Genomic DNA, 14,563 nt, shown 5'->3' with positions numbered 1-14,563 from the left:
TGGGGTGGGCATCTTGCCCGCCCTGATTATGCAACTTAAATGCCGATTAGCTTATCAAAGACTTGTTGACAAGCCAATCTGAACCATTGGTAATGATAAATTATTTTTAGATTCAGTAAAAATTATTAGCACTCGTGTAGTAATACACAGAATAGTAAATTGCTTCGATATCTTGCAGCATTCTTAATTAGCACCCACCTTTGCCTGGAACTCGAATTTCCTTTCTCATAGCCAAAGTCCACTCAATGTGGACTAAAACCCAAGTATGGAAAGAATTTAGCCCTCTTAAGAGGACTTTCGCTACAGCCAGAGGTTTCTAATTTGTGGCGGTTGTTGGGATTAGTGCAAAATATTAATGGTTGCGAAATTGTCCAGCGAATCAGGGGCATTACATGTAGTTTTCGTTAACAGGTGAACCTCAGTATGGTAAACACGCCTCAACGTTTCCTTGAAAAAATCCGAGAAGCGAAAGAGAAACAGCTTAAAAAACTAGATTTAAGCCGCAACGGATTAACGACACTGCCAGAAGAGATCGCCAGTCTCCAACAACTCACCACCCTGGATTTACGCTACAACCAATTAACGACACTGCCAGAAGCGATCGCCCGCCTGCAACAACTCACTACCCTGTATTTAAGCGGCAACCAATTAACGACGCTGCCAGAAGCGATCGCCCGCCTGCAACAACTCACTTCCCTGGATTTAAGCCACAACCAATTAACGACGCTACCAGAAGCGATCGCCCGCCTGCAACAACTCACTTCCCTGGATTTAGGCGGCAACAAATTAACGACGCTGCCAGAAGCGATCGCCCGCCTGCAACAACTCACTTCCCTGAATTTAAGCTTCAACCAATTAACGACGCTACCAGAAGCGATCGCCCGCCTGCAACAACTCACCTCCCTAGATTTAAGCGGCAACCAATTAACGACGCTGCCAGAAGTGATCGCCCGCCTGCAACAACTCACTTCCCTGAATTTAAGCCGCAACAAATTAACGACGCTGCCAGAAGCGATCGTCCGCCTGCAACAACTCACTTCCCTGGATTTCAGCTTCAACTATTTAAGGACGCTGCCAGAAGCGATCACTCGCCTGCAACAACTCACTTCCCTGGATTTAAGCCGCAACCAATTAACGACGCTGCCAGAAGCGATCGTCCGCCTGCAACAACTCACCTCCCTAGATTTAAGCGGCGACAAATTAACGACGCTGCCAGAAGCGATCGCCCGCCTGCAACAACTCACTTGGCTGAATTTAAGCAGCAACCAATTAACGACACTGCCAGAAGCGATCGCCCGCCTGCAACAACTCACTTACCTGGATTTAAGGCGCAACCAATTAACGACGCTGCCAGAAGCGATCGCCCGCCTGCAAAAACTCACTTCTCTGGATTTAAGCGGCAACTCCATCGAAAAGCCGCCACCAGAAATTGTTGGACAAGGTATTAAGGCAATTCAGAATTATTTCCGACAACTGCAAGCAGAAGGTACAGATTATATATATGAAGCAAAGTTACTAATTATTGGCGAAGGCGGAGCAGGGAAAACAACACTGGCGAAAAAGATTGAAGATCCAAATTATGTACTCCTAAACGAGGACTCTACCAAGGGAATTGAGGTTATCCAGTGGTATTTCCCAATGGAAAATGGACGAGAATTTCGAGTCAACATCTGGGACTTTGGGGGACAAGAGATTTACCATGCTACTCACCAGTTTTTCCTTACCAAACGTTCACTCTATGCCCTAGTAGCAGATAATCGTAAGGAAGATACCAATTTCCACTATTGGCTGAATGTGGTGGAACTGTTCAGCGATAACAGTCCGCTACTGATCATCAAAAATGAGAAGCTAAAACATCCTTGGGAGATTAATGAACCCCAGTTGCGGGGGCAGTTTGCTAATTTGAAGGAGATTTTACCAACCAACCTTGCTAACAACACAGGTTTAGTACAAGTTTTACAAAAAATCAAGCATTACGTTCAAAACCTGCCCCATATTGGCAGTCCCCTCCCAAGAACCTGGGTTAGAGTCCGGGAAGCTTTGGAGAGTGATATACGCAATTACATCAGCTTGAATGAATACTTGAACATCTGCCAACAAAATGGCTTCACCGAAAGAAATGACAAGTTGCAGTTGAGCAGCTATCTGCACGATTTGGGAGTATGCTTGCACTTCCAGCAAGACCCACTTTTGAACAAGACTATCATCCTCAAACCCAAGTGGGGAACTGATGCAGTCTACAAAGTGCTGGATAATGAAACAGTGATTCGCAACCTAGGCAGTTTCACCCGGTCTGACTTGGCAAACATCTGGTGTGAAGACGAATACGCCACGATGCATGATGAACTATTGCATCTGATGATCAACTTCAAGCTGTGCTACGAGATTCCTAGAAGCCAAGGAGAGTATATTGCTCCACAACTGCTATCTGCTAATCAACCCTCCAATGACTGGAATCCAACCAACAACCTGATTCTGCGTTACACTTACGAGTTCATGCCCAAGGGTTTCATCACCCAATTCATCGTCGTCATGCATGAGTTGATAAATGAGCAACAGTGTGTGTGGAAAAGCGGCGTTGTTCTCAGCAAAGACGAAACGAAGGCAGAGGTGATTGAATATTACGGGCAGCGAGAGATTAAAATTCGAGTCTCAGGTCGTCACAAAAGAGATTTAATGACCATAGTTACACATGAACTCGATAAAATTCATGAGTCGTACAAGCGACTGAAGTACAACAAGTTAATTCCCTGTAATTGTGAAACCTGCAAAGATAGGCAAGAGCCACATTTTTACCCCTTTGAGATATTGCGAAAGTTTGTAGCTGATAAGCAAAAATGCATTCAATGCCAAAAAAGCTATCAAATGGTTGATGTCTTAAGCTTAATTGATGATGTGATAGATAGGGGTAAAGAGAGGTTGCTTGTAGAGCAGTTGGGGGTTGAAGCAAATCCTCTTCAATCTTCGCAAATACCATTTCATCTATCTATCAGCCTAAATCAAGTTCAAGAACAACAAAATCAAATTAATCAAAAAGAAAATAATTCAATGTCAACATTTAATCACTCCGGTTCTGGGGATAACGTTGGTGGCGATAAAGTCATGCGTGATAAAATAGGCACTCAAATTAACAACTCGCAAAACTTGGCACAAGCTGCAAAAGATATTAAAGAACTTTTAAATCAACTTTCACAGGAATATTCTAGTACTGCGATGGTTGGTGTCAAAGCAGTAGAGGAAATAGAACAAAAGCCAAAATTGAAAGCTCGAATTATCAATGCCTTGAAAGAAGCAGGATCAGAAGCTCTGGAAAAAGCAGTTGATCATCCTGCTGTTAGCATTGTCATAGCAGCCACCAAGGGCTTCATCGATGGTTGAAAATATGTTGGTTTAATCAAACTGAAAAGGAAAATTCACCGCCTAAATACTAGCTTGTTTTACTAGAAACAGAAATTTACAATTTATGTTTTCATTCAGAGTCACAAGCGATCGCACCACCACAACATCTTACTGTTCTCCGCTCTTTTCCTGAAGGAGCGATCGCCAATCTGCGATCGCCTTCTCCGTCCACAACCAATTTTTACCTAATTCATCTACCTGGAAATTCACCGGATCAGACTTGAGAACCATTTGCCGCAGCTTAATCGCTTCATTCAGATATTGTGTCTGCTTACCGCTAGATTGAGTAAGTGCAGATTTATACAGTCCCAGAGCTAAACCAGCATAAGAAGTTAAAGCATCTTTAGGGACTGCTGTATTTGTAGATGTTGCGGCACTAGAGTCTGAGTTCTGCTCTTTGAGAGCTAAATTCAAAGCCTTGAACCAAGAGTCATTGGCTCGATTCAGATTGCCTTCTGCGTAGTAGGCAAATCCCAAAGCGTTATTATACAAAAGCGATTCTGGGTTAGCTTTTGCAGCAGTTTCCCAGTAACGACGGGCATCATCGACGCTATAGTTATTATTTCTAGCTTGGATAGACTGCCACGCTAATCGTCCCTTGTAAAAGTTCACAGATGCATTGTCAGCTTGTTGACTTGGAATCAGTTTAAGAGCAGCTTCAGCCGCAGTCAGTGCGCCACGATTGAGTAGTTCGTCTACAGCTAATAACCCACCTTGCAAGTCGCCCTGGCTCAACTTTTCCGTAGCTGTGGCGGTGACAATTCCAGTTGATGTTATTTCTAAGTCGATATTTGGCTGCTTGATGGGTAGAGACTGGGTAGGAATTCCTGGGATGTTAGGCAGAGTTACTTGCTGAGATCGATTTTGCCACCACCAATTTAAAGCGATCGCAGCTGCTAACGCACTGATTCCCACAATACCAACGATTGGCCACAGCTTGCGGCGACGGGTACGAGGTCTTGGTGGCGGTGGTTGCGAACGCAAAAAATCAGCAGAATTTTGCCGATTTCCTTCCAAGTTTCCAGGAATTTGAGGTGGTGGTGCTGGAGCTTCTCCCCACAAATCTGCTTCCTCTTGCAAAGAATTCATTTCCTCGGAAACCTGACTTTGCTGAGGACTATTTTCTGAAATTTCTTGATCCAGTTCAATTGGAGCTTTTTGGTTATCTAGCTGACGAAACAAATCCGAAACTATAGCAGAATCTTCTGCATAGCTTGGGTCATCATACTCAATTTCATCAACCAGATCGCCCCAAGTATCTTCACCTAGCCAGTCCAATCCAGAATCACGCGCCAAATCAGAAGGGAGCATTTGCTCCATTCCTAAAGGCATCTGGCTATCATCTGCCATCGCAGAGTACATCGCCGAACCTGCCCCTAAAGGCGAATTATATTGCTTGGACAACTCCGCACTATCGGATAACTCACTTTCCTGGCTCAGAAAACCGTCAAATTCTGGCTGGAGATATAAAATTGGTAATGCCCAGTACATGTGGTGAGAACCATAGGCAGAAATTAATCCTTGGCGCACCCGACTGACGCACAAATCTACTGGATATCCCTGACTCAAGTTGCGGTAAAACAATTGTGTGAGCGTCAATGCCACTTCATCAGGAATCCGTTCTGACATAGCCAAAACGCTTCTAATTCCGCGCTTCACCAGACTTTCTGCTAGGTTTCGTTCGCCAGTATCCCCAGAGGGATCGGACGCAGCTGTGTACGCCCCCAAGCAGGAGTTAAACACTGCCATTTGGATATTATTGTTGACGAGCAAACCAGCCAGATCATCCCCGGTCAAGATTTCTGTTAAGCCAGTTCTGCGACTAGCAAGATAAATTTCTCCGCCATTGGCACCTAAATTACTATGACCAGAGTAGTGGAGAACATGGTATCTGCCTTGCTCTAGGGCTTGTGTCAGTTCTTCCCGCCCTGGTTGGTCTAACACAGTGAGTTCAATTTGTGGGAAACGATTGTTACTTTCAGCAAGCCGTGGGATGCGGTGAAGTTCTGCTTGTAGTTTGATAGCTTCCTGTTTCTGTAAATCAAGGCGGACTTGATCTGAGGGAGAAGCAATTACCATCAATACTTTGATACCACCTTGTTCTAGTGGCATGGGCATATTTCGGGATCGCAAAGGCGAAGCCCCCAAAATTCCACTTTGGAATCGAGAAAAAGCGACATAAGGCCCAGTAGCCAGAGGGCGATCGCCTGCGTGCATCACTTCCCAAGGCAGACGAGCTAATCTGGTGTCTTTTAGCCCCAAGCGCAAGCGTAGTACTTGTTGATGGTTCTGGGCAATACCTTGAGCAGTAATCCAACTATCCCTGAGAGTGCCTTGAAATAGGGCGTTATAAAATTGTTGACCCAACGCCACCAAATTCACAGAGTTTCTGGCGATATCGCTTTCGTGTCCACTAGAGGCGAATGGATCTCCTTGCAACACCGACTTCAACGGATCATTCATCAAATGCCCAGCAGCCATCAACCAATCGGCGACAGGCCAAGTCACCAATTCTTCTGCCAATGGTACCCCAGGTGCGACTTGTTCCGTCCGCACCAAGTAGTCATTTTGCCCTACAGGAGTTACCGAAATGTGGAATTCCTGGGTCACAGTTTCTCCTGTCCGCCTCCTAAATCTGGTTTGAAACGCGAAAGTTTCAAGTCGATTTTTCGCTCCCTCTGATAACTTAGATGCATCCCACCCCTGAATGTTTCTGATTCTAGTTGTTTTGGTTTTTCTGCCTTTACAACTTTATCCGGATCGGATTACTTAGGACTAGAACACTTAATTGGTAGATGCACCTTGATCTTCAACTCCCCTAGTTGGCTAACACCCACTGGGGGTTTTTTTAATTTTGGCAAACAACAGCAACTTTTGACGCAGATATTCTCTACCAGAAAATAGTGCTTAACCTAGAATACTTGATTGGTAGATGGGATGCCCCTTGATATTTAACTCCCCTAATTAAGTTAATCTCCACTCTTGTTTTTTTGGCACAGGAAAATAATCAATTTTCTCAGAAATTTATCCGGAGCATGGTGGTCAAACCTAGAACATTTAAATGGTAGATGCACCCTGATAACTAGCTCCCCTGGTTGGCTAACGCCCACTGGGGGGTTTTTTATGAAGGAAGTAAGCACAAAAACGCACTAAAAGCCTGAAACCTATATCTAAATAAGCTTACGCCAGTTGCTTCTCCTATCCAAAAATGCTCTTACTAGCAAGCTTTAAGAGTCGGGGAACCTTTTCAGTAGTTCCATACCCTACGCATTCCTACGTTGCTACAGCTACGCTAAGAGCCAACTTTTTCAGGAGTTTGGGGGATCTCTTGTGCGTAAGCCCTAAACCAACAATCATGCTTGACTTTTGACTTCCCCATAGGGGCTGACACACCCATTATTTAGGCAGCGCACCAGTCTATTTAATTGGCAAGCTTGTCCTGATAACTAACCCCTCTGAGGTTTTTCTTTAATAAACAACCAGTAACAACTTCAACCTCTGCTAATTTATCCGGTAGCTACCCATTTACTTTAGAAGACATTATTGGTAGATGCACCCTGATAACTCACTCCCCTAGTTGGCTAACACCCACTGGGGGTTTTTTCTATTTACGATTGCCATCAACCCCAATCTTAACGATTTTCTCCGGAAGATACTGGTTGCCCCTAGAAGAAATTATTGGTAGATGCACCCTGATAACTCACTCCCCTAGTTAGATTAACACTAACTGGGGTTTTTTTATTTTAAAAAATAACTGACCTTTGTACAAATTTATCCGGAATATGGTGTTCAAGCTGAGAACATTTAATTGGTAGATGCACCCTGATAACTAACTCCCCTGGTTGGCTAACACCCACTGGGGGTTTTTTTTACATAGAGGCTTGTCGTTAGACATCTCCCACCCTAGCATTTGCCGCCTATACAACTGGAGCGCACCGCTATTTTTGTTGCTACTGCTGGTAGACCTTGAGTATCCTTCTCTTGCCAGGATAAAGCGTAACCTGATCACGCTATTCCTGAATCGCTTACTTTTTATTATGAGCTAGAGATGCCACACCAAAATGATTGCTATGATATTTAATCATATTCTTAATTTTTTTTCTACATTTTGATCTTTACTCTTTGTCTGCCAGCAATCATGCTCTCAACTTCAGACCAGAGCTTCCCCGCTGACTACATAATATTTCTTGTTAAGAGCCTCAGCCTAGGGTGTTGACTCTGTACCCTTTAGCCCACAATACTTCATGCAGAAATTGTGTTTTTTATTTTGGCGTAAAGATGGCTGTTGCGGGCGCTTTCACACAAGCAAATACCAGCACAAATAATTTTTCGGTAATTCCCCAAAAAATAGCCAAAGTCAACAGCCTAGCCTCAGCCTCCCAAAAAATTGCCTTCCCTACTAGAAGCAGGGAAGGAGAAAAAGTTACTGGTTCAGGGTTTCACTATTAATTTGCCAAGAATGACCAGCTATATGGTAATATTTCATGGCATCATGCTAAAAAACTTTGCCTAGAATCAAAGAGTCGCCAACCCATGAGTTTAGCTGTAATTAAGTTCTCTTCAGAAGAGTGCGGCATTTGCCACAAAATGTCTTTTTATGACAAAAAGGTGGCTGAAGAACTGGGTTTAGAATTTATCGATGTAAAAATGCAGGATACGGCTGCTTACCGCAAGTATCGCAAGATTTTATTAACTCAATATCCCGATAAATCAGAAATGGGATGGCCTACTTACATCATCTGCAATTCTCCAGAAGGGGAATTTGAAATTGTGGGTGAGGTAAAAGGAGGTCATCCCAAAGGGGAATTTAGAAGCCGTCTTCAAGAGGTTCTCAATTCCACAGCTAGTCAGAACTAGAACTAAATTACCTCAAAAGATTTAACCTCTAGGACAGGGCCAATCATGGCAGTTGTCATGATATCTTCACGCACCTGTCCTTTAACCTTTGCTTTTTGTCCGGCTTTGAGTAAGTCTTTGTCAGCCCCTCTGAGGATTTCGTAAGTAACGCCCTCTTCTGTAACTAACGCCCATGCGCCTGTACCAATATCACGGCGTTCGATTGTACCTGTAAGTTTAATACTCATAAGAAGTGCTGAGTGGGGGAGTAGGGAGTAGGGAGTGGGGAGTGGGGGATGAGGGAGCACGGGAAGCAGGGGAAAAATAACTATTAATTATTGACCAATGCCCCATGCCCATTTATTACAGCACGGCGGAAATCAAGCTACTAGTTTAAAACTTGCAAAAGTCCTGATATACAAAACTTTTGACTTTTAACTTTTGACTTTTGACTTCCGCCTTGCGGTATTATGCTGTTTTTTCTTCGTTTTTCAATGCTAAACGAGCGAGTCCATAACAGACTAAGGCATTGGCGATAAGGAAGAGGCGTGCTAAGTTACCACTTCCCAAACCCCAAACTGCCGGATCTAAAAACGCACTTACTGTCAAGCAAGCTGCTACACCTAAAGTTGAACCCACGGCAAACCATTTCCAACTAGGATGTCCCAGCAGCAATGCCATTAACACAATGGGAATCAGTACGCTAGCAAACAGGGGATTCAACGCATCGGTTCCCTGGAGAGTATTGCCTAGTTCGGGAATTGAACTGCCCAAAACCCGGAAAGGCCATTGGGGAAGATCAAAAATATAGATTCCTTTGAGAAAGAATAACCCGGAACTCCCAGCGATTAGTCCACTAGATAAAGACCAACTCCAAGTGAAGGGGAAGTAAACCCGTAAAAACCAAGCCAGCAGATAGGAACCAACTACCATTAAAAGCTTGGGTAACAGTGCTACCGCACCACCATCAATCCAAAAGCCGGGGTTTAGATAGCCGTTATCCCGTAACCACCGAAAGAAATCTGGAAAACTGATTTGCCCACCAAAGGCTAGTTTTACCGCTGCTTCTGCATTGAGTTGTCCAGCGCCATAATAGTTCAAACCATCATCCTGGATAACTCGTGCGGACTGCTTGAGGACTTTTAAGATTTCATCTGGTTCTTTAACGCCAGCAGCCTTGATTAATGCCGCAACACCAGCAACGTGGGGAGCAGCCATGCTTGTACCCTGGAAACCCAGAAATACCCCTTCGCCGTTTTCATCGATAGTTTCTTGGAGAATCTTACCAGCTTCACTACCACCAGGAGCAGAAATATCTACCCCAGCACCAAAGTTAGAATAGGGCGCTCTTTCACCATCTGGGCCAGTTGCTGAAACGCCCATGACGTAGGGATAGCGGGCTGGATAGCTTGCTCCATTGGCGTTTTCATTTCCTGCTGCGGCAATGATAACTACGCCTTTTCTATGGGCATACTCGATCGCTTCTTTCATCAACTTGCTTTCACCGCTACCGCCCAAGCTCATATTAATCACATCTGCGCCTTTATCAGCAGCAAATTTAATTGCTTCGGCAATATCGGCAACAGTACCGCCACCGTATGAACTGAGTACCTTCAACGGCATCAGACTGGCTTCGTAAGCAATTCCAGCTACGCCATATTTGTTATTTGTGGCTTGAGCAATAGTTCCGGCAACGTGGGTACCATGCCCGTTATCGTCTGTGGCTTCTTCTCGGTCGTTAACAAAATCATAGCCTTTGACGAATTTTGTCTCATACAAGTCCCGCACCTTGGTAATACCGGTGTCAATTACTGCAACTGTGACACCGCTGCCTTTGGTTTGACTCCATGCGCCTTCAATACCGATTTTGTGCAAGTTCCACTGCTTGCTGTAATATTGGTCATTAGGGCCAACTAATGAGGGGCTTGTCTCATTATCATCTTCTTGGGGTCGCAAAAATTCTCCCAGCCAAGCTGCTTTACCAGGTTGTGGAATCTTGCTGTAGATATAGTTTGGTTCAATGAATTCTGTAGCTTGGGCAAACTGAGATTTTTTCAGTTCTTTGAGCCGTTGGCGATCGCCCTTGATAATATAAACATTATCTTTTTTGGAAAACTTGTTGTCTAATTGGGGTGTAACGTTGTATTGTTTGGCGATCGCTTGCAGATTCTGTTCCACCACTGATAACGGAATATCTTCCCGAAAATCAAGCAAAATCGTCTCAAACTCTCCTTTGGCTGCCAATCCCTGAAAATTCAGGAAACCAAATATGGCAGATACTAGCCCAATGACAAACAAGCACAATAATATAAGCTTTCTCATATTAACTCATCACCGCTTTTTGCCAGTTTGCTCACTACCATAACTTATCTCCATCCTTTAGTGGTGGATTTTGCACTTTTAGTTACAAGTTTCACTCAGGACTTTTTTAAACGATGGAACGTGGTCTTTTATGGTTGCCCTTATTAGTAATGTTTTTTTGGTTGGCTTGGCAAGGCTCGAAGGAGTATCAAAAAGTTGAAGCCTATCGCGCTTGGGCAGAGCAATTTGAACGGGCTAAGTACGATATTTATGCAGTATTGGGTCAAAAAGGCAACAATCTAACTTGGGGAAAACCCACGCCTAAAGGGCCTATTAAACTAGAAACATTCTCTTTGCTTGATGTTAGGGAAATACATCTTTTAGTAGATGATAAAAAAGTAGATTTAGAAAATTTACCAGAAAAAGGTCGTTCTATAGAGTTAGAATTTCTATTTTCCGAATCTACTGATTCAGTGCGGGTTCCGTTTACAGAAATCCCTTTGGCAGCAGAATGGGGTAAGTTCTTAGAGGGGGCGTTAGAAAGTTTGCGATCGCAAGAATAACTAACCACAGATGAATACAGATACTCGTAGGGACACGGCATTACCATGTCCTTAGCTGTGTACCTCAAGTTATTCCTCTACACCTGCTCCGTTGGCGCAGCCTCTTGTAGAGAAGAGACTGGGTTATCAAAAGACACAATTGAAGAAGGCAGGAGGCAGTCCCGATGAAACTTGTTTCATCGGGACTGCCTTTCTTGCTAAACAGTGATAAAAGTGGAAGTCTGAGCCGAAAGTATACTTGCAGTGACATTATCCAACTTCGCCAACACTTGGTTGTCAGAACTATTCATAATAAAGGCTTGACTTCCTTGTTGCTGTATCAACAATTGACCAAATTGGAGACCTCCTGACAAGGCAATTTTGTCAGTGCCGACTGCAAAATCAGTAATGGAGTCCGTGCCCTCACCTAAAGCCAACACAAAAGTATCAGCGCCGTAACCCCCTGTAAGTACATCATTGCCTGCGCCCCCATAAAGCCAGTCATTGCCTGCGCCCCCTAATAGTTGGTCATCGCCGGTACCACCAAATAGCTTATCGTTACCGTTATCACCCGAAAGCCTGTCATTACCGCTATTACCGTAGAGCAAGTCAGCACCATCATTTCCCCAAAGAGTATCGTTGCCGTCGCCTCCTGAAAGTTGGTCATTTCCTAGATTACCTACGATAGTGTCTGCACCCCCAAAGCCATAAATCTTGTTGGCTGGGGCATTGCCTTTTAAGTATTCAGAATTTGCAGTGCCATTGAGAAGATAAATTTCGGTAGCAAGAGGGGCTTTAACTGTGCCACTAATGGCAAAGTCAAAGAGGCTTTCGTCACTATCGTTGTTGGTCAAACTGAAGCTGCCACCATAAGTTCCAGGTGTAGGTGTATTCGTATTGAGTGCCACCGTGATACTTTTTGAAGTGTTGGCAGCCACGCTATATGGAAGAGTTCCTACCAAACTAAAGCCGTTGGGGAGTTTCAGATTACTCAGGTTGAGCGTAGCTGTACCCGTGTTCTTGATGGTGAAAGTTTTGGTTGCAGTACTGCCGAAAGCGACGTTGCCAAAGTCGATGGCAGTGGTGCTGCCATCTGCAATGTCAACCGTGCCATTGAGAACCTGAATTTCGGGGGTAGGAGCAGGTTTAACTATACCACTAATAGCAAAGTCAAAGGGGCTTTCGTCAGGATCATTGTTGGTCAAACTGAATCTGCCACCATAGGTTCCAGGTGTATTCGTATTGAGCGCCACCGTTATATTCGTCCAATTATTGATAGCCAAGGTAGCTGGAAAAGTTCCTACCAAACTAAAGCCGTCGGGGAGTTGGAGATTACTCAGGTTGAGTGGAGCTTTACCGATATTATTGATGGTGAAAGTTTTGGTAACGGTGCTACCGAAAGCGGCGTTGCCAAAGTCAATGGCAGTTGTGCTGCCATCTGCAATGTCAGTTGTGCCATTGATAACTTTAATTTCGGGAGCATTAACTTTACCAGTAATAGCAAAGTCAAAGGGGCTTTCGTTACTATCGTTGTTGCTTAAACTGAAGTTACCAGTGTAGGTTGCGCCAGTGGTTGTATTTAGTGCCACCGTTATATTCGCCGAAGTGTTAGCAGCCAGAGTAGCTGGAAGAGTTCCTACCAAACTAAAGCCGTCGGGGAGTTGGAGATTAGTCAAGTTGAGTGCAGCTATACCTGTGTTCTTAATGGTAAAAGTTTTGGTCACGGTGCTGCCAACAACGGTCTCGCCAAAGTTAATGACGGTGGTACTGTTATCTGCAATGTCAACTGTGCCATCAAGAACTTGAATTTCGGGGCTAGGAGTCTTATTGGTGGGGGCTTCGTATGCACCAATATCAGTCAATACACTGCCGTTGCCATCACCATCTAGGGGAACAATCTTAGTGATGCTATTGAAGGCACTGGAACCAGCATCGATTGCAGGACTTCCAGGTTTGAGCCTAAAGTCACGATTCGCGGCATCAACAAACAAGGGATCTTTGTTTACAACATTTCCTGAGCCTGTGCCTTTCAAAACTCCGTTGTAAGCGAGATTATTGTTAAATGAAACATTACTAGAATTAGAAATAGAAGTGGCAGACTCTCCGTCAGTCGCATACATAATATTGTTATAGACCCTAACATTTTTAGCACTGTTAAGGAAAATTTCTCCGACTGGAAGTGTTTGTGAGTTTTGGTAGGCTGTATTATTCACAATATCTACAGGATTTTCTCCTTTGAAAACCTGAATACCTCCACCACCATTGTTGTAAACTAAGTTATTACTAATTAAGGCCTTGCCAGTGTAAGCAACATCATCAATATAAGAAGTATCAAGCATTATTCCATGACCTTCTGTGATCTGTCCTACCTGAACCCAAGGCACTAATTGTTTATTATCAAAAGAGGTGTTGCCTTGAATAATTACTTTGTAATCTTTTACATTGCCGTCAGAGTTCCAAGATTTAAATATTGTAATTCCTTGGGTTCCAAAAGGTGAATACCAAGAATTTCCAGAAACGAGGTTATTTTTTACTGTAATGTAGTCTGCTTCAATTGTTGTAATCCCGCCTCCGGGAAAATTAGAAACGTTGTTATTGCTAATTGTGATGTGATGTGAACGTTTCTTGATAGCACTATCGATGAATGTAACGTTAATACCGTTACCAGATGTTGCGGGGTTATTCAAATTATCTTTTTGCTGGAGCGCATATTCTAATGTAATTTCATCTCGTGCTCCTTCCAATGTTAAGCCTTCAATTACTACATAAGAAGAGCCTGTAATTGAGATAGCATTCCAATTGTTTTTGTGTGCTTCTAAAACAGGTTTGTGTCCAGGATAAGCAGTAAATTTGATCGGCGCACTAGCGGTACCATGCTTATTTGTAATATTCAGGATATTAGCGTAAATATTTGTGTAAGTACCATTCATGACATAGACGGTATCACCTGCTTGTACCAAGTCCGCGGCTTTTTGGAGCGTGCGAAATGCGCCTCCCTCGCTCAAACCATTACTTTTATCATTGCCTGTTCCAGAAACGTAGTATGTTTTGCCAGCCATGAGATTAACTCCGAATGTGTGTAAAGGAATTTGGTAGTACGCTCTCAGCAATAAACTAAGTTGCTAAGTAGTTATTTCAATGGGCTATTTCCTGGACTTTTAAAGACAGTCGCAGTTGTAGGCGATCGCAACTTAAAATCGCGTCGTTTGTAGAAACACTGTTGTAAGACCTAAAATTTTTTTCCTATCAAGCGTTGATAGTTAAACTAAGGATGTCGATATCGTCAATCGCCAGTATTTGATTGAGGGTGTTCGGACGATTTACACTTAGGCAAGGCAGGGCAAAGCCGGAGACATTTGCTGTCTTCTCTGCGTTTTTTGTTAGACATTCTATGATTGTCAGAACTAGATTTGGATCTGACAATTCAGCAGCATCTGGAAAACCTCACTTCTATTTCTCTCTCCTAAAAGGAGAGAGACTTTGAA

At 43.7% G+C, this 14,563-nt stretch carries 7 protein-coding genes; 3 read left to right on the top strand and 4 right to left on the bottom strand.

The features are described from left to right. Positions 1-423: 423 nt before the first annotated feature. The gene (locus tag VB740_RS32170) at positions 424-3,378 is read left to right on the top strand and encodes a COR domain-containing protein (RefSeq protein WP_323203884.1); all 2,955 of its coding nucleotides are present in this window, start codon (positions 424-426) and stop codon (positions 3,376-3,378) included. A 129-nt stretch (positions 3,379-3,507) separates the two neighbouring features. Here the strand turns inward: VB740_RS32170 and hetF are convergent, their stop codons facing one another. Then, positions 3,508-6,009, bottom strand: a complete 2,502-nt coding sequence (gene hetF / locus VB740_RS32165; protein ID WP_323203883.1) for a cell division protein HetF — start codon at positions 6,007-6,009, stop codon at positions 3,508-3,510. 1,923 nt (positions 6,010-7,932) lie between these two features. On the opposite strand from hetF, the gene VB740_RS32160 reads away from it, so the two are divergent. Continuing rightward, on the top strand, positions 7,933-8,256 hold the full coding sequence (locus VB740_RS32160) for a thioredoxin family protein (protein WP_323203882.1): 324 nt from the start codon (positions 7,933-7,935) through the stop codon (positions 8,254-8,256). A 2-nt stretch (positions 8,257-8,258) separates the two neighbouring features. Here VB740_RS32160 and VB740_RS32155 read toward each other — a convergent pair whose 3' ends face one another. Together VB740_RS32155 and VB740_RS32150 are read right to left on the bottom strand one after the other, a co-directional pair. Then, positions 8,259-8,483, bottom strand: a complete 225-nt coding sequence (locus tag VB740_RS32155; protein ID WP_323203881.1) for a hypothetical protein — start codon at positions 8,481-8,483, stop codon at positions 8,259-8,261. Between the two features lie 220 nt (positions 8,484-8,703). Then, positions 8,704-10,557 (bottom strand): S8 family peptidase, encoded by a 1,854-nt coding sequence (locus VB740_RS32150; RefSeq protein ID WP_323203880.1) that lies wholly within the window; start codon positions 10,555-10,557, stop codon positions 8,704-8,706. Positions 10,558-10,670: 113 nt separating this feature from the next. Between VB740_RS32150 and VB740_RS32145 the strand changes: the two genes are divergently transcribed. After that, positions 10,671-11,099, top strand: a complete 429-nt coding sequence (locus VB740_RS32145; RefSeq protein ID WP_323203879.1) for a hypothetical protein — start codon at positions 10,671-10,673, stop codon at positions 11,097-11,099. Positions 11,100-11,296: 197 nt separating this feature from the next. Here VB740_RS32145 and VB740_RS32140 read toward each other — a convergent pair whose 3' ends face one another. Next, entirely contained in the window at positions 11,297-14,137 is a 2,841-nt protein-coding gene (locus VB740_RS32140; RefSeq protein WP_323203878.1) for a choice-of-anchor D domain-containing protein, read from the bottom strand. Positions 14,138-14,563 lie beyond the last annotated feature (426 nt).

Origin of the sequence: Nostoc sp. UHCC 0251, from assembly GCF_034932245.1 — a bacterium.
Lineage (GTDB): Bacteria > Cyanobacteriota > Cyanobacteriia > Cyanobacteriales > Nostocaceae > Nostoc.
Note: the sequence above shows the minus strand (reverse complement) of the source record. Positions and strands in the feature narration are given on the sequence as shown.